At 71.9% G+C, this 16,167-nt stretch carries 20 protein-coding genes; 6 read left to right on the top strand and 14 right to left on the bottom strand.

What is annotated here, in order from left to right; all coding sequences use genetic code 11:
- Positions 1-78: 78 nt before the first annotated feature.
- Positions 79-525, top strand: a complete 447-nt coding sequence (locus VF092_29835) for a DUF2214 family protein (GenBank protein ID HEX6751531.1) — start codon at positions 79-81, stop codon at positions 523-525.
- Positions 526-718: 193 nt separating this feature from the next.
- On the opposite strand, the gene VF092_29830 is transcribed toward VF092_29835, so the two are convergent.
- From VF092_29830 to VF092_29815, 4 genes are all read right to left on the bottom strand, one after another.
- Positions 719-1,648, bottom strand: coding sequence for a M23 family metallopeptidase (locus tag VF092_29830; protein HEX6751530.1), 930 nt, complete (start codon positions 1,646-1,648; stop codon positions 719-721).
- Between the two features lie 461 nt (positions 1,649-2,109).
- Entirely contained in the window at positions 2,110-2,478 is a 369-nt protein-coding gene (locus VF092_29825; GenBank protein HEX6751529.1) for an antibiotic biosynthesis monooxygenase, read from the bottom strand.
- A complete protein-coding gene (locus VF092_29820; GenBank protein ID HEX6751528.1) occupies positions 2,475-3,458 on the bottom strand; it encodes an EamA family transporter in 984 nt (327 codons plus the stop codon). The genes VF092_29825 and VF092_29820 overlap by 4 nt, the downstream gene beginning before the upstream one ends.
- Positions 3,455-3,772 (bottom strand): hypothetical protein, encoded by a 318-nt coding sequence (locus tag VF092_29815; protein HEX6751527.1) that lies wholly within the window; start codon positions 3,770-3,772, stop codon positions 3,455-3,457. Before VF092_29815 ends, VF092_29820 begins: the two co-directional genes overlap by 4 nt.
- 126 nt (positions 3,773-3,898) lie before the next feature.
- On the opposite strand from VF092_29815, the gene VF092_29810 reads away from it, so the two are divergent.
- Positions 3,899-4,525 (top strand): ABATE domain-containing protein, encoded by a 627-nt coding sequence (locus VF092_29810; GenBank protein ID HEX6751526.1) that lies wholly within the window; start codon positions 3,899-3,901, stop codon positions 4,523-4,525.
- Between the two features lie 179 nt (positions 4,526-4,704).
- Here VF092_29810 and VF092_29805 read toward each other — a convergent pair whose 3' ends face one another.
- The 8 genes from VF092_29805 to VF092_29770 form a co-directional block, all read right to left on the bottom strand.
- Positions 4,705-5,034 (bottom strand): hypothetical protein, encoded by a 330-nt coding sequence (locus VF092_29805; GenBank protein ID HEX6751525.1) that lies wholly within the window; start codon positions 5,032-5,034, stop codon positions 4,705-4,707.
- A 252-nt stretch (positions 5,035-5,286) separates the two neighbouring features.
- Complete coding sequence (locus VF092_29800) at positions 5,287-5,787, bottom strand: TonB family protein (protein ID HEX6751524.1); 501 nt, start codon at positions 5,785-5,787, stop codon at positions 5,287-5,289.
- Positions 5,788-5,835: 48 nt separating this feature from the next.
- Positions 5,836-6,195, bottom strand: a complete 360-nt coding sequence (locus VF092_29795; protein ID HEX6751523.1) for a TraR/DksA C4-type zinc finger protein — start codon at positions 6,193-6,195, stop codon at positions 5,836-5,838.
- Between the two features lie 76 nt (positions 6,196-6,271).
- Entirely contained in the window at positions 6,272-6,601 is a 330-nt protein-coding gene (locus VF092_29790) for an XdhC family protein (GenBank protein ID HEX6751522.1), read from the bottom strand.
- A gap of 42 nt (positions 6,602-6,643) precedes the next feature.
- Positions 6,644-7,675, bottom strand: coding sequence for a hypothetical protein (locus tag VF092_29785; GenBank protein HEX6751521.1), 1,032 nt, complete (start codon positions 7,673-7,675; stop codon positions 6,644-6,646).
- A gap of 254 nt (positions 7,676-7,929) precedes the next feature.
- Entirely contained in the window at positions 7,930-8,967 is a 1,038-nt protein-coding gene (locus tag VF092_29780; protein HEX6751520.1) for a hypothetical protein, read from the bottom strand.
- A gap of 61 nt (positions 8,968-9,028) precedes the next feature.
- On the bottom strand, positions 9,029-9,901 hold the full coding sequence (locus tag VF092_29775; GenBank protein HEX6751519.1) for an XdhC/CoxI family protein: 873 nt from the start codon (positions 9,899-9,901) through the stop codon (positions 9,029-9,031).
- A complete protein-coding gene (locus VF092_29770; GenBank protein ID HEX6751518.1) occupies positions 9,898-10,503 on the bottom strand; it encodes a nucleotidyltransferase family protein in 606 nt (201 codons plus the stop codon). The genes VF092_29775 and VF092_29770 overlap by 4 nt, the downstream gene beginning before the upstream one ends.
- A gap of 388 nt (positions 10,504-10,891) precedes the next feature.
- On the opposite strand from VF092_29770, the gene VF092_29765 reads away from it, so the two are divergent.
- Both VF092_29765 and VF092_29760 read left to right on the top strand, forming a co-directional pair.
- Positions 10,892-11,761 carry an Abi family protein gene (locus tag VF092_29765; protein ID HEX6751517.1) on the top strand — a complete coding sequence of 290 codons (870 nt, stop codon included), beginning with the start codon at positions 10,892-10,894 and terminating at the stop codon, positions 11,759-11,761.
- A 131-nt stretch (positions 11,762-11,892) separates the two neighbouring features.
- Entirely contained in the window at positions 11,893-12,171 is a 279-nt protein-coding gene (locus VF092_29760; protein HEX6751516.1) for a hypothetical protein, read from the top strand.
- A gap of 72 nt (positions 12,172-12,243) precedes the next feature.
- Here VF092_29760 and VF092_29755 read toward each other — a convergent pair whose 3' ends face one another.
- Positions 12,244-13,239: a peptidoglycan DD-metalloendopeptidase family protein gene (locus VF092_29755; protein HEX6751515.1), complete on the bottom strand. Its 996-nt coding sequence runs from the start codon at positions 13,237-13,239 to the stop codon at positions 12,244-12,246.
- 77 nt (positions 13,240-13,316) lie between these two features.
- Here VF092_29755 and VF092_29750 point away from each other — a divergent pair, with 77 nt between their 5' ends.
- Positions 13,317-14,561, top strand: a complete 1,245-nt coding sequence (locus VF092_29750) for an MFS transporter (protein HEX6751514.1) — start codon at positions 13,317-13,319, stop codon at positions 14,559-14,561.
- A 191-nt stretch (positions 14,562-14,752) separates the two neighbouring features.
- Here VF092_29750 and nudC read toward each other — a convergent pair whose 3' ends face one another.
- The gene (gene nudC / locus VF092_29745) at positions 14,753-15,661 is read right to left on the bottom strand and encodes an NAD(+) diphosphatase (protein HEX6751513.1); all 909 of its coding nucleotides are present in this window, start codon (positions 15,659-15,661) and stop codon (positions 14,753-14,755) included.
- 224 nt (positions 15,662-15,885) lie between these two features.
- Between nudC and VF092_29740 the strand changes: the two genes are divergently transcribed.
- Positions 15,886-16,167 (top strand): class I SAM-dependent methyltransferase (locus VF092_29740; GenBank protein ID HEX6751512.1); only part of this gene is annotated, 282 nt, incomplete at its 3' end.

Genomic DNA, 16,167 nt, shown 5'->3' with positions numbered 1-16,167 from the left:
AATCCCCGCTTCGGCGGTGGTGTATGATGTACGCGTCCGCTGCATCGCCGATCGGCCACCCGAACGGAGACGGAGACGATGGTGCGCTGGATCCTTGCCGCGCTGCACCTGCTGGCGCTGGGCATCGGCCTGGGCGCGGTGTGGACGCGCGCCCGCGCCCTTCGCGGCACCCCCGACGCCGCGGAGCTGCGGCGCGCCTTCGCCGCGGACGGGCTGTGGGGGCTCGCCGCGCTGCTGTGGATCTCCACGGGGCTGATCCGCGCCTTCGGGGGATTCGAGAAAGGCGCGTCGTACTACCTCCAGAGCAACGCCTTCCTGGTGAAGATGGCGTTGCTGATGCTGATCCTCGGCCTGGAGGTCTGGCCGATGCTGACGCTGATCCGCTGGCGCAGGAGCATGGCTCGCGGCGAGGTGCTGGACCTGCACGCCGCGCCGGCCCTCGCGCGCATCAGCATCATCCAGGCGTTCCTCGTGGTGGCGATGGTCTTCGCCGCCACGGCGATGGCGCGCGGGCTGTTCTTCTGAGCGGCCCCTCATCCCCCCGTCCCCCTTCTCCCGAACTGCAGGAGAAGGGGGAGAACCGAAGGCAAGTGCTTCGATGAGTTGCCGTTACCTCTCCCAGGCTGTTTTGGGAGAGGTCGAAAAAGAAGGCGAGACGGCAGTTTGTCTCGCCTTCTTTTTCGGGTGAGGGCCTCGGCCGGCCGCGTCTCGCGCGAGATCAGTCGGGGATGGCGTCCGCGACGATGAAGTTGAGCGGGTCCACCTGGCGGCCCTCGATCTCCACCTCGTAGTGCAGGTGCGGGCCGCTGACCAGGCCGGTGGCGCCGACCAGGGCGATCAGGTCGCCGCGCTTGACCTCCTGCCCGGTGTGGACCAGGAGACGGCTGGCGTGGGCGAAGCGCGTCACGTAGCCGTAGCCGTGGTCGATCTCCACCATGTTGCCGTAGCCGTTCCCCTTGTTCCCCGCGAAGCGCACGACCCCGCGCGCCGGTGCCATGATCGGCTCGCCCACGCGCGCGGCGATGTCGATTCCCTTGTGCGGGCGGGTGATGCGCAGGACGGGGTGGTAGCGGCCGGGGCTGAACAGCGAGGAGAGCGGCCCCTTGGCGGGGGCGATGGTGGGCGTCGAGGCCAGGCGGTCGCGGTTGCGCTGCAGCGCCGACAGCGCCTGGTCCATGCTGGCGCGCAGCTGCGCCGCGCGGCGGGCGAGCGCGTCGAGGTTGGTGCTGGCCGCCGTCAGCCGGCCGCCCACCTCGGGGTTCAGCCGCATCAGCGCCTGCTCGGCCACGCTCTGGTTGGCGCCGCCGCTGGTGTGGCGCACGTCGGGCCCCAGCGCGTTCAGCCCGCTCATCACGCGGTACTGCTCGTCCTTCTGCCCCAGCGTCTCGATGGAGCGGTTGAGCTGCTCCATCTCCTGGCGCATCTGGTCGACCTCGGCGGCCAGCAGCTCGTTCTCGTGCCGGAGGGCGCCGGAGCGGACGTGCTGGCTCTGCTTGACGAAGAAGGCTACGGTGAAGGTGCCGAGCAGGAATACGACGAGAAGGAAGGCCGAGACCACGGCCCGGACGTCTTTCCACGAGACCTGGAAGGAGCGGACGCGCTCGTTGTCGTGCGGGACGAGCATGAGCGTCCAGCGAGATCCTGGCATGTCAGGCTTGCTGCTGCTGACGAGCGCCGCGAGGCGGCCCGATCCGTGTAAGTGATGCGGAGGGGCCATGATAAGCCCCCTCCGCCGGGAGGTCAACCTTCTCGTTCCCCACCTGACGCGGGAATTTCCCCCTCATCCTCGCGCAAGTCGAGTGATCGCAAACACTTGCGTACCTCGATGAGGGGGAAATGAAAGGGTGACCGGGAGAGCGTCCCCACACCGTCGCTCCCCGGCCACCCTTTCCCTCGCATCCGCGGCCCCCCGCCGCAGGATGCAGTCTTTCGACTTGCCCCGTACTAAGGCAACGCCCGTTCCGCTTTCGCGGCACGGGCGTAATTCATTGTTATTCAACGAGATAGCGGGAGAGATGCCACGCCGCCGCATCTCTCCCGCTGCTGCAAATTGCAGGAAGTCTCGCATCAGTGAAATTTTATCGTCTCCAACTGCTACTCAGTCGCGGATCAGCTTGCGAAGAGCGGCGGATCCGCGCTCGCCACCTCGAAGTGCCGCACCTCGGGATCGAGCGAAAGCAGCCAGCGCTCGTCCTCGGGATAGTAGCGGGCGCGCTCCGTCTCCTCGCCACTGAAGGCGCGCACCGCATCCATCGAGTCCCAGAAGGAGACGAAGACGAACTCCGTGCGTTCGTCGTTCTCCCCCTTCTCCTGCGGTTCGGGAGAAGGGGGCCGGGGGGATGAGGGGCCGCGCAGGATCATCACGCCGCGGTTGCCGGGGACGGCGCGGCACTCCGCCTCGCCGGTCTTGCGGAGATAGAGGGCGTACGCGTCCCCGTCCTCCGCGCGCGTCTCGCCGCGCCAGATACGCGCGATCATGCCCGCCTCGCCCTGAGATGCGTGGGCCGACGCCGCTTAGCCACCGGCACCGGCGCGGGCGTCACCGCGGGCGACGCGGTGGACGTCGACGTCTTCGTCCCCGTGATGATGAGCACCACCGAGGCGACGATGGCGCCCGCCGCCAGCGCGATGCGCCAGGTCAGCGGCTCGCTGAGGAAGGCGGCCCCGAGCAGGACGGCCACGAGCGGGTTGACGTAGGTGAAGCTGAGCGCGCGGCTGGGTCCCTCGCGCTCCACCAGCCAGCTGTACGCGGTGAAGGCGACCACCGAGCCGAAGAGCACGAGATAGAGCAGCGCCCCCGCGGCCACCGGCGTCACGTCCGCCACGCTGAACCGCGCCGTCTCGCCGGAGATGGCGGAGGCGGCGAGGAGGAGCACGCCGCCGCCCAGCAGCGGGATCCCCGCCGCGTACGGCTGGCTCTTCGGCTTGCGCGGCCCGGTGAAGTACAGCGTCCCCAGTCCCCACGCCGCGGCGGAGACGATCAGCACGGCCGCGCCGACCGGGTCGATCCCCCCCGTCCCGCTCCCCACCAGCAGCGCCACGCCGCCCAGGCCGATGGCCACGCCCGCCCACGCGCGCCACGTGGCGGCGACGATCCCCAGCAGCGAGCCGGCCAGCAGCACCCAGAAGTGCTCGGTGGCGATCATCAGCGCCGCCGGGCCCGACGCGACGCGCTGCTCCGCCCAGAACAGGCCGCCGTGGCCGATCAGGAAGAAGAGCACGCCCGTCGCCAGCGCGGCGAAGACCTGGCCGCGCCGGGGCCGCTCGTCGCGCTGCAGCAGCGCCCAGCCGACCAGGATCGATCCCGCCAGGACCGAGCGCACGCCGGCCAGCAGGAACGGGGGGACGACCGCCACGGCGGTGCGGATGGCCAGGTAGGTCGATCCCCAGATGATCCAGGTGGCCGCGTAGGCCCCCAATCGCTTCGCGCCCAGCGCGCGCACCCGCCGCGCGATCACCGCAGCCCCGCCAGCGTGCGGCCGCCGAACAGCAGCTCGAAGCGCGGGTGCGCGCAATTGAAGGTGATCCCACCCGCGCGCCGCCGCGTCGCCGCGGGCGCGGGCACGGACGCGCGGCGGAGCGGGAACGCCGCGGCGGGCTCGGGTACGGCCAGCTCCGAGGCCGCGTACCACTTCCACCCGTCCACGTAGCGGCGCCAAACCGCGCGCAGCAGCGAGGGCGTCCGCGCGGCGATCCGGCCATCCACCGCGGCGGGGTGCGTCAGCGAGCGAAGGTCCTGCAGGGCAAGGTCGACTGCGTCGTCCGGATGCATCGGGTCCTCCCGGCTTGATTCCTCGAACAACCATCAAAATGAGTTTTGATGGTTAGATAGAGGATAGCACTGGACATCTAACCTGTCAAGTACCATATTACCGGTTAGCAACGGGAGATTGGACCAATGGAGAAGACGAATCCCTTCGCGGAGAAGGAGCTGGCGGGCGGCCACCTGGCGCTGGACTTCGCCAACACGGTGGGGCAGCACGAGCCCGTGTTCCTGAACGAGTGGCTGTCGTCGTACGACGATCTCGCCTGGTGGGCCAACCGCGCGGGCATCGTCGCCGACGCGGAGGTGGATGCGCTCCTGGCCGCCGCGCGCGCGGACGGTGCGGAGGCGGAGCGCGTCTTCGCCCGCGCGCTGGCGTTGCGCGAGGCGATCTTCCGCATCTTCTCCGCCGCCGGCGAGGGTGGAGATGCGGCGGAGGCGGACCTGGAGACGCTGAACGCCGAGCTCGCGGTCGCCGGCGCGCACCTGCGCGTGCGGGCGGAGGGCGGCGGGTTCGGGTGGAGATGGGAGGGTGACGGGCTGGACCGCGTGCTGTGGCCGGTGGCGCGCGCCGCGGCGGAGCTGCTGACGGGGGGCGATCTGGAGCGGATCGGGGAGTGCGCGGGGGAGGAGTGCCAGTGGCTGTACGTGGACACCAGCCGCAACCACAGCCGCCGCTGGTGCGTGATGAGCGACTGCGGCAACCGCGCCAAGGCCCGCCGCCACTACCACCGCACCCGCGCCACCGCGGATTCGGGGTGATTCCGCTCCCAAAAAGAAGGAAATCACACGGAGGGAACGGAGGAAACGGAGGGATGACGGTGCGGCGCCGTCATCCCTCCGCTACCTCCGTTCCCTCCGTGTGACATCAAAAAGAAGGGGACCGGCAGATCGCCGGTCCCTTCGCGTATCGGACAGCGTCTTCGGATGCGCCGCGCCGGTCAGCTCGCCGAGTACGCCTCCAGCCGCCCGCCGGTGGAGAGCAGGAGCGCCGTCTCCGGTCCGCGGTCCAGCCGGGTGAAGCACCGTCCGGCGCGAAGCTGGTCCAGCAGCGTGGCCGCGTCGCCCTGGCGGATGGCGTCGTGCGAGACGTGGATGAACCGCGCGTCGCCGCTGCCGGACTGCTGGAAGCGCCACACGTGCCGGTTCCCCTCGTCGCGCTCCGCCGTGCGTACCGTGTCCCACCGCTTGCGGGCCTGGCGCCGCAGCACCGCGCCGACCTCCTTCACCACCCGGGCCAGCTTCTGGTGCTCGATCTCACGTTTGCCCATCGGTACCTCCTGCAGCGGGGAGCGCGGGTTGCGCCTGCGGAGCCCCATCCACGCAGAGGGTGCGGAGGCGGGAAATATGTCCGGGAAGCGGTGCGCTGAGGAGTGATACCCCGCCAATTCCATTTCGGCCACATCCCGTCGTCACACCACCGCCGCCAGTCCCGCCACGTGATCCCGAACGGCCACCAACGACCAGCGCGGCACCCCCGGTTGCGGAGGCGCCGCGCTCGCTCGCTGCCCTGCTCTCCAATCTCAGCCGCTGGTGTTGATCGTCTGGATCGCGCAGCCGGGAACGGGGAAGGAGCTCTCCCTGGCGGGGTCGAAGCGCTGCGCGCGGGCCGCGTCCATGAAGCTCTGGTCCACCTCGAGCTCGCCGCTGCTCTGCACCACCCGCACGTCCGTCACCCGGCCGCCGGCGTCCACCTGGAGCTGCAGCTGCAGGTCCTGCCGCGTGCCGCGAGGGCGGTGCGCCGAGGCCGCGGCCGGAACTGGCACCCCGCCGCGGACCGCCACCACCTCGCGCGTGACGCGCGTCACCGGGCTCATCCCCTGCGGCCGGCGGCGGACCGGCGGGCGATTGGCGATGAGCGCCATGGCCGAGTCCTGCCCGGGGCAGGCGCGGTACGGGTCGCGCGGGTTCCTGCGCGGGTGCGATGGCGCGTGCGCGGCCGTGTCCTGCTGCGCGGCCGCGGGCGCGGCGCAGGCGAGCGCGGCGGCCAGCAGCAGGATGCCACGTCCGGGAATCCAGCCCATCGATCGGTCTCCAGGAAGGGGGGATGGAGACGGGAGGGAGGAGGCGCGTCAGCTCCCGCGGGCGCAGGAGGCGCAGGCCAGCGTCTCGGGGAACACCATCAGCCGCTCGAAGGGGATGGCGGCGCCGCAGCCGTTGCAGGCGCCGTAGGTGCCCGACTCGATGCGGCGCAGCGCCTCCATCACCTGGCGCAGCTGCGAGCGCTCGCGCTCTTCCAAGTTGGCGGTCAGCCCCGCGTTCTGGATGGCGTCGATGCGCGACAGGCGCCCCACCGTGTCCTGCTCCAGGTCGCGCGGCCGCGCGCTCTCGCCGCTGATCTTGAGGCTGCGCTCCAGCTTGCTCAGCGAGCGCAGGAGCTCGTCGCGGACCAGGGAGATCTGCTCCGCGCGCAGCGGCGTGTCGGTTGCCATCATGCGTCCATCCGGGTGGTGAAGGGTGGGTCTCAGGGAAACTAATGTATCCGGCCGCGGCCGGGGTAGTGGACGGTCATCGGGCGGGGGCGACCCGCTCGATGAACACGTCGAAGGTGCCGCCGCAGACCGCCGGGCTCCACGACAGCAGGTCCTCGGTCAGGTCGATGCGCAGCAGCCGGGGCTCGCCCGTTTCCAGCACGTCGCGCGCGGCCTCGATCACCTCGGCCTCGCCACAGCCGCCGCCCACGGTGCCGGTGAGGCCGCGATCGGGATCGACCAGCATCTTGCTGCCGCACCCGCGCGGCGTGGAGCCGCGGCAGCGCACGATGGTGGCGAGCGCCACGGTGCGTCCCTCGGCGGCGGCCCGCTCGGCGGCGGCGTAGACGGCCAGGTCTTCGTTCACTGCAAGTGCCCAGTTCCCAGTGCCAAGTGCCCAGTGGGCGGGTCAGGCCATCCGCTCGCCCGGAAGCGCGGGCGCGGCCAGACGGTCGGCGATGGCGGCCAGGGCCTCGGCCTCGCGCCAGGCGCTTTCCAGCAGCTTCAGCTCGCCCTGCAGCGCGCGGCGCTCCGTCTCGTCGTGCAGCGCCATCTCGAACGCCAGCGCGCGGGCGCCGACGAGCGGGGCGCCGCCGTGGGTGCCGTGGCTGCCGCTCACCATCCGCACGCCGAGCCGGGCGCCGTGCCGGGTGAGGTCCTCCAGCACCGCGGCGGCGCTCTCGCGCGCGGCCAGCTGCGCCAGCGCCTGGGTCACGTCCTTGCGGCTGCCGCCGTGGTCGTTCACCAGCAGCATCGCGCGCTCCACCAGCCGCCGCGCCGCGTCGCCGTGGACGACGGCCACGGGGTGCCTCTCGCGCGAGCGGAAGGTGCGCGCCCACAGCCCCTCCAGCGGCACCTCCACGCGGAAGCTCCCCGGGTCGATCCCCGGGCGGACCACCGCGCCGGCCACGTTCACACCGCGCACGTCCAGCGGCGTGCCCGTGGACGACTCGTGCGGCGCGATGCGGATCACCTTCTTCCGCGCGCCCATCCACTGAGTCGCGCCGAACCAGATGCCGGGCGCGAACGCCGCCGCCACGCCGAGCGGGAGGAAGTGCACGAGCACCGCTCCCGCGCCGAGCGCCGCCGCGGGCCAGAACCAGCGGTGGCGCCGCCGCAGCTCGCGGCCGTAGCGCCACGCCGCCAGCTCGTTGGGGAGCGCGGGCCCGACGCGCACCAGCCGCGTCCCGTCCGGCGCCCTGGCCACGCCGATGTTCTCCGCCTGCACCCGCAGCCGCGAGGCAGCGAAGCGCCGCTCCGCGTCCTCCACCGCCTCCCAGCGCTCCTCGATGGGCGCCAGGTTCCACCGCGCGCACCGCCGGCAGACCGCCCACAGCCGCCCCTTCGCCGCATCGAACGCCACCGTGCGGCCCACGGGAAAGGCCTCCAGCGTCTCGTTCGCCCCCAGATCGGCCGAGCAGTAGATGCAGTGGCGGTACATGGCTCAGACGGGCACCCGCGCGAATGTTCTTCCTATGAACAAATGGCTACACCACGAGTCCGCGAAGGCGGACTTCCTGCCCTTCCAGCGGCGGGTTTCAACCCGCCGCTGCCAGTGGCGGAGCCGCAATCTGCCCTGTCGCGCCGATGCAGCCGCGGGAGTCCGCGAAGGCGGACTTCGGGCCGTTGTTGCCGCGGTTTCAACCGCCCGTCACAGCCCGAAGCCGGGGCCGGGATCCGATCGCGATCCCGACTTCAGCCGATACTGCTCCCCGTCCCCGCCGGCACCGCCAGCTTGTCGGCGATCGCGGCGATCTCCTCGGCCTCGCGCCAGGCGCTCTCCAGCAGCGCCAGCTCGCCCTCCATCGCGCGGCGCTCCTGCTCTTCGTGCAGGGCCATCTCCAGCGCCAGCGCGCCCTCGGCGCCGAGGGCGCGCTCGGGCAGGTCCTTGCGCTTGCCCAGCGTGCGCCCCTGCGCGGCGGCCTTCCGCAGGTAGTCCTCCGCGGACCCGGCCTCGCCCAGGAGCGAGACCGCGTCCTCCAGCCTACGCCGCGACGCGCCCTTCTCGTTCAGGTGCACCATCGCGCGGCCCAGGAACGCTCGCGCGTCCTTGTCGGCCAGCACCAGCGGCTCGGAGACGTACCGGTGCTTCCCCCAGGCGTCGGTCTTGGGGTCCTTCCGCATCGCGTCGGGCACCACCAGCGAGATCCCCTCCACCTGGCCGGGGCGCAGCACCGAGCCGGCGGCGTGCCAGCGGCGCAGCATCACCTCGCTCCCCGTGGGCGAGCGCTCGGCGGGAAGGCGGAACACCACCTTCCGCTGCCGCTTCTGGTTGTAGAGCTGGATCCCGGCGTTCACCAGCGAGTACGCGCCACCCGTCGCCGTCAGCCACGCGAAGCCGCCCAGGATCGCCACGCCGGCGGCCACGGCGGCGCCGGTCACCAGCAGGTAGTGCTTGCGGCGCTTCACCAGCTGGTCGCCGTAGCGCCAGGCCGCCATCTCGCCGGGGAGTGCCTTGCCGATGCGGATCAGCCGCGTGCCGTCGCGCAGCTTGGCCAGCCCCACGTTCTCGCTCTGCACGCGCAGCCGGGCGTCGGTGAACAGGCGGTCGGCCATCTCCACCGCCTCCCAGCGCTCCTCCAGCGGCGCCAGGTTCCAGCGCGCGCACTTGGGGCAGATGGCCCAGAGGCGGCCCTTCCACCCGTCGAAGGCGATGCTCCGCGACACAGGGAACGCCTCCAGCACGTCGTTCGTCCCCAGGTCCGCCGAGCAGAAGATGCAGGTGCGGTACACGGTCCTTCCCGTGGTCGCGGGTTCCCTGCGCGGCCGCCGGACGGCCGCCGCGCGGGAGATACTACGGGCCGCCGCCCTCCGGGTTGCGATCGCCGCGCGGCGCCACCCAGCGCTCCCACACGCGCTCCGTCTCGCGCAGCGGGCGCCCGGTGCCGCCGCGGCGCAGCAGCACCATCTCCGCGGCGATGGCGACGGCGATCTCCTCCGGCGTCTCCGCGTGCACGTCCAGCCCCACCGGCGCGCGCACGGCGGCGATGCGCTCCGGCGCGATCCCCTCGCGCGCCAGCTGCTCCAGCGCGGCGCGCGTCCGCCGGCGGCTCCCCACCATCCCGATGTACGCGGGGACCGTGGGGCGGCGCAGCACGTCGCGCAGCGCCTCGAAGTCGTACTTGTGCCCGCGCGTCACCAGCACCAGGTGGGTGCGCGGGGTGATGGGGACGCCCGCGAACGGGTCGGCGAAGTCCGCGCGCCGCACCTCCGCCGCCTCGGGAAAGCGCTCGCGCGTGGCGAACTCCGGGCGGTCGTCCAGCACGGTCACGCGGAACCCCAGCAGCGCGCCGACGCGGCAGAGCGGCCGGGCGATGTGCCCCGCGCCCACGATCACCAGCTCGGGCGGCGCGTGGTGCGGCTCCGCGTAGATCTCGCAGACCACCTCGCCGGCGGAGATCTCGCGCGTTCCCACCCGCGCGCCGGGCGCCAGCGCCTCGCGCGCGAAGGCGGCGGCCTGCTCGTCGAGCCGCGGATCGCCCAGCGTGCCGCGCCGGCGGTCCGCCCAGACGGCCATGCGCGTCCCCGGCGGCGGCGCGGCGGAGCCGTCCCCGGCGCGGGAATCGATCACCGTCACGCTGGCCATCGGCTCGCCGCCCTCCAGCGCCTCGCGGGCCAAGTGAACGGCCTCGGCCAGGGTGAGCGGCGCCGCGTCGTCCCCCGTCAAACCCCCATCTCCGTCTCCAGCAGCCGGCGGTAGTCCTCCGGCGTGTCCACGTCCGCGGGGAGGCGGGCGACGCGCACCTCGGCGCGCTCCGTGGCGTAGGCGTGGATCACCGTGCGCGCGCCGTCGGGGAGAGGGTCGGCCATCAGCTCGGACCACACCGCGCGGGCGAAGAGCACCGGGTGTCCGTGCCGCGTCCCGTCGAACGGCTGCACGATCGGGGGAGGGGGATCGCCCCGCCCGAACGCCTCGACCACCGCCCGCACCCCGTCCGCGGAGACGCCGGGAACGTCGACGGGGATCACCACCGCGGCGGCGACGTCGCGGCCCAGCGCACGCAGCGCGGCCCGGAGCGAGTCCACCTGCTCCGAGCCGGCATCCGGATTCACCGCCACCCGCGCGCCCAGCTGCGCCGCCGCATCGGCGATCTCGCGCGCCGCGGCGTCGTCCCGCGGCCCGGCGACGACCACCACCTCGCCGCATCCCCCCTCCCGCAGCGCGGCGACGGCACGCTCCAGGAAGGTCGCTCCGCCCAGCCGGAGGAACGCCTTGGGCTGCCCCATCCGGCGCGAGCGCCCGGCGGCCAGCACGATCCCGGCGATCATGGGCGGTAAGGTCTGTAGGGAGAGCCGCGGCGGTGCACCGGGGGAAAGCAATTCCCGCCGGGCGGTGCGCCGGCGGGAAGAAGATCGAGCGTCCGATCCGACGCCCTATCGGAGTATGGCACCGGCAGCGGGTTTCGTCAACTGAGTCGCGTTCAAGTCGGTTGATACAAAGCCTTTGCAGCGATGCCGAGGTGGACCGGGAAAAATCTATCGAGGAGGCAATCGTGGGCGGCGTTCTCTGATTTCCCCAACGGTTCCAAGGGGTGGACGTTCCGTTGACTTCGCCGCACGATCGGTATACATTCCCTGCAATCATAGCCCCCACGCCTCTTCGTCTTCGGCGAACGCGCACCAGGGGGCTTATTCTTTCCCGTTCCTCCACCTCACCGTGGCCGGCCGATACCGCAAGCCCGCGCTCGCACCGGCCGCCCTCCTGGCTCATCTGCGGAGCCGCGGGCTGGTCATCCCGGATCCCACTCGAGCCCTTCGTGCGCTCGAATACGTCGGCTACTACCGGTTGCTGATCTACATGCGACCGCTTCAGCAGCCACGTGCACCCAAAGCCTTCATCCCGGGCACCTCGTTCAGCGACGTCCTCTCGCTGTACGAGTTCGACCGCGAGCTCCGTCTTCTCTGCCTCGACGGGATCGAGCGCGTTGAAGTGGCGCTCCGGGCCGCGATCGTGAGCCAGGTGGCGGTGCCGCACGGGCCGCATTTCTACCTGGACCATACCCTGTTCGAGAAGGCGGACTACTTCATCGAGTTCTTCCAGGCCGCCGCCAAGGCCCGTTATCTGGGAATCCAGCACTACCGCGCCACTTACGACGATCCACCCCTGGCGCCGATCTGGACCATCATGGAGGCGCTGACGTACGGGCAGCTCTCGCACCTGTTCTCCTGGCTGCGCCTTCCCCAGCGGAAACAGATTGCACTCCGGTTCGGTTTCGACGAGTCGATCCTGCTCTCCTGGTTCCGATCGCTGAACGTGCTGCGCAACATGTGCGCGCATCACAACAGGCTGTGGAACTTCCACATGCTGGTCGACCAGCCGAAAGCCGCAAAACGGCTGAAGGCGGAGTTCGCGAGCACGGAGTGGTTCTATGCTCGCGCCGTCGTTCTTGCCGCGCTTCTGGACGCGTCCGGGTACGGCGCCGACTGGCGCCGGCGACTCATTGCGCTCATCAACCGCTACCCGGCAGTGAACCCTTCGAGCATGGGCTTCCCCGCGGACTGGAGGAATCGCGCCTTCTGGCGGTGACGAGCCGGACGTTGCGAGGAAAGGCACGTGCCATCCTCATCGCAGGAACCCACCCCGCACGGAGTTTGCAACGGCTCGCAGGCGCAGCCCCATGCCCACGGGACGACCGAACCCCGAGCCGGAGAGGATCCATGCGGAAGGTGCTCTACACCGCCGCCGCGCTGCTGCTGTGCGCGGCACCCGTGCGTGCCCAGTCGCTCGCTACCACCGACCCCGCGCCCGCCGCGCCGGCGTCCGAGGCGAAGGCCGAGCGCACGCCGTCGCTCTTCCCCACCACCGACGAGGTGCGCCGCACCGTGGCCGACGCCGAGGCCAAGCGCAACGCCGAGGCGCCGCTGGGGAGCCGCGACTGGTGGTACCTGGTGGCCGCCATCGCGATCGGCGTGATCATCGCCGCCGTCCTTCTCTGACCGGCCGCACGCGCGAAGCCCCGCCGCGGAACGTCCACGGCGGGGCTTCGTCGCGTCTCCCGGCGGCGCGCTCTAGGGATGGATCGTCTGCCCGCGCACCGGCTCGCCGCGCGCCACGGGCTGCCCGTCGGCGGTGTAGTTCGTGAACTGCGCCGGCAGCCCCTCGCTGCGCCCGAACACGCCGGTGTTCTGGAGATGGTAGTGCAGGTGCGGCTCGCTGGTGTTGCCGCTGTTGCCGCACTCGCCCAGCTTCTGTCCCGCCGTCACCGCCGCGCCCGGCCGCACCGCCACGCTCCCGCGCCGCATGTGCGCCAGCAGCGAGAACTCGCCGTTGCCGTGGTCGATGATCACGTGGTTCCCCGCCGCGTGCGCGGGGTCGCGCTGGCCGGGAGAGAGGTCGGCGAGCGAGTCGACCGCGACGACGACCGTGCCCGCGCCGGGCGCCAGGATCGGCCGGCCCCAGCAGTAGTACTGCTCCAGGCGCGATCCATCGCCCTCGTGCGTCACGCCGTTGCGGCGCACCACGAGGTCGTACGCGAAGCGCTGGTCGGGCGCGATCACGTGGTAGTTCTGCTCGCGCGTGCGGCCGCCCCAGAACACGTACCACTCGCCGTCGAACGGCAGGCGGAGCGCGGTCTTCGTGGTGTAGTCCATGAAGCGGCTCTCCGCCACCGGCTGCTCGGGGCGGATCAGGAACCCGGCGATCTTCCCCGCCGCGTCCGTGGCCATGGTGATGCGGAAGGCGATCGGCGCGGTGGCGAAGCGCGACACGCGCTCGTAGAAGGTGACGCCGCCGTCCTGGCGCACCGACTCGCTGGCGATCTGCGTCTCCGAGCCCACCTGGCCGGCGAACTGGCCGCGGAAGGCGGCGAGCTGCTGGGGCGTCGTCATCCGCTCGCGCATGCGCGGGGTGAGCAGCGCCCACAGTGTGTCGGTGTTGCCTTCGAGGAACCAGCGCGTGTAGCGCCGCCCCGTCTCCATCTGGGCGCTGTCCGCCTGCTGCGCGACCGCCGGTGCCGCGGCGAGCAGCGCGGCCGCGGCGAATGCAAGGAATCCGTGAGGTCTCATCGGATGGTCTCCGTTCCGTTGGCGAGTGATCTATCGTCCAGCCGCGCGCCCGTTCCGGCGCCGCGGCGGAGGCTCTGATGCCGCCGACGCCCCATAGGGATGCTCCCGCCGCGACGGGCGCGTCAAGGGCGCCGCTGCTGCGCGGCAACCTGCTCTGGCTGAGCGTGGTCTCGCTGCTGAACGACGCCGCCAGCGAGATGATCTATCCCCTCCTCCCCATCTTCCTGACCGCGGTGCTGGGCGCCGGCCCCGCGTTCCTGGGGGTGATCGAGGGCGTGGCGGCGGCGACGAGCAGCCTGCTCAACCTGGCCGGCGGGGTGCTCGCGGACCGCTTCGGGCGGCGGAAGCGGCTGGTGGTGTGGGGATACGCGATCGCGGCGGCGGGGCGGCCGCTGATCGCGATGGCGACGTCGGCGTGGCAGGTGCTGGGGATCCGCTTCGCCGACCGCGTGGGCAAAGGGATCCGCACGGCGCCGAGGGATGCGCTGCTGGCCGAGTCGGTGCCGCCGGAGGTGCGCGGCGCCGCATTCGGCATCCACCGCGCCGCCGACCACGCCGGCGCGGTGATCGGCCCGCTGCTGGCGAGCGGCCTCCTCCTGCTGCTTTCGGGCGACCAGCCGCACCGCCTGCGCATCGTCTTCGCGCTGGCGGTGATCCCCGGCGCGCTCACCCTGGCGATCGTGCTGTGGAAGCTGCGCGAGCCGCCGCGCACCCTCCCCGCCGCGGAGACGCCCGGGCGTGCGCTGCTGCCGCCGATGCGCGAGCTGGGACCGGTGCTGCCGCGCTACCTGGGCGTGCTGGCGCTGTTCGCGCTGGGCAACTCGTCCGACGCGTTCCTGCTCCTTCGCGCGCGGGATCTCGGCGTGGCGGCGGCGCTGATCCCGCTGCTGTGGGCGGCGCTGCACGTGAGCAAGATGGTGTGGAGCGTGATCGGCGGCCGGCTGAGCGACCGCCTGGGCCCGCGCGTGGCGATCGTGGCCGGATGGGGATTCTACGCCGCCGTGTACGCCGGCTTCGCGTTCGCGACCGCCGAGTGGCACGCGTGGGCGCTGTTCGTCGCCTACGGCCTGTTCTTCGGCCTGACCGAGGCGCCGGAGAAGGCGCTGGTGGCCGCGCTCTCTCCCGACTCCCTACGTGGCAGCGCGTTCGGGTGGTTTCACGCGGTAGCAGGCGTGGCTGCGCTCCTGGCCAGCATCCTCTTCGGCGTGCTGTGGGACGAGTTCGGCACGGCCACGGCGTTTCTGACCGGAGCCGGCCTCGCGCTCGCCGCCGCGCTCCTGCTGCCGCTGGTCGTGCCGCGCCGGGTAGTGGCGACGGCGTGACGGCCCCTCGCCCGTTTGTCGACCTCTACCAAAACCGGCTGGGAGAGGCGACTGCAACAACAACTTGCCGCTACGAGCCGAACCCGCGTCCGTGCTGAGGTCTCCCCCTCCCCCAGTCGGTTTTGGGGGAGGGGGCCGGGGGGAGAGGGCCTCCCGAGCGGCGCAGCTGCGAAGAAGTCGCGGGCCGCGCGTCACTCCTCCCCCTCCAACCATCCCACCACCAGACGGTAGGAGATGGAGATCGTAGACGGCAGCAGGAGCGAGCCGTCGCCCAGCCCGCGGCGCAGCTCGTCGCGGGTGAACCAGCGCGCGTCCTCGAGCTCGTCGCGGTCGACGGTGATCTGGTCGTCGAGCGCCTCGGCGGTGAAGCCCACCATCAGCGACGAGGGGAACGGCCACGGCTGCGAAGAGTGGTAGTGGACCTCGCCCAGCCGCACCCCCGCCTCCTCCCACACCTCGCGCGCGACCGCGTCTTCCAGGCTCTCGCCGGGCTCCACGAAGCCGGCGAGCGTGGAGTAGCGCCCGGCGTCCCACGTCGACTGGCGTCCCAGCAGCGCGCGGCCGTCGTGCGTGACCAGCATGATCACGGCGGGGTCGGTGCGCGGGAAGTGGATGGCGCCGCACGCCTCGGAGGTGCACACGCGCACGTGCCCCGCGTCGCGCGACTCGGTGGGCTCGCCGCACACGCCGCAGAAGCGGTGGCGCGCGTGCCAGTGCATCATCCCGCGCGCGAACGCCAGCAGCCCCGCGTCGCGCGGCGGAAGCACGGCACCGTGGTGTCGCAGCTCCTGGAACTCGCCGCCCACGGATGCGGCCACGTCGGCGGGATCCTCGTGCACGACCTCGACGGCGAAGCGGGCCGCACCCTCGTCCATCCCCAGGAACACCGTCGATGACGCCCCCAGCAGCGGCGCCGCCTCCGCCGCCGAGAGCCAGCGGACCCGCGGCTCTCCATCCGCCGTGAACAGGTTCTTCAGCTGCCACACCGGCGCGAAGCGGCTCGCCGGGTCCGCCAGCCGCTCCGCGATCCACTCCGCGTCGCGCCGCAGGCCGGCCGCGCGGTCGAACTGCGCACCGGCGAAGATGTTTGGCTGAGCCAACGATTGCCTCTCCCGCACCAGCACCGTCCCCTCCTCCTGTCGGATCCCCACGGTCGAGCAGGTGAATAGACCGCCCAACGTGGACGCACACAACCACCGATCTCCCGCCGCAGCGGATCAATCATCTCCCTGGAGATTGGACCATCTTCGCCATCTTCCCTCGGTGCTGGCGACGAAGGATGGTCCGTGCTACCCTCCCGGATCACCCCGCAAAAGGAGGGCGCGTGGGCACGGAGGCCGACCTGATCGAGCAGCAGAAGGAGTACTACCGCGCCCGGGCGGGCGAGTACGACGAGTGGTTCGAGCGGACGGGGCGCTACGACCGCGGTCCCGACCACCGCGCGCGCTGGTTCGCGGAGGTCGAGGAGGTGCGCGCCGCGCTGGAGCGGTTCCGGCCGGCCGGGCGCGTGCTGGAGCTGGCGTGCGGCACCGGGTGGTGGACCGAGCAGCTCCTGCGCTGGGCCGACGAGGTGACGGCGGTGGACGCGTCGGACGAGGTGCTGGAG

The sequence above is a fragment of the Longimicrobium sp. genome, assembly GCA_036377595.1.
Taxonomy (GTDB): domain Bacteria; phylum Gemmatimonadota; class Gemmatimonadetes; order Longimicrobiales; family Longimicrobiaceae; genus Longimicrobium.
The sequence above is the reverse complement of the archived record's forward strand: the minus strand, read 5'-3'. Positions and strand labels throughout refer to the sequence as shown.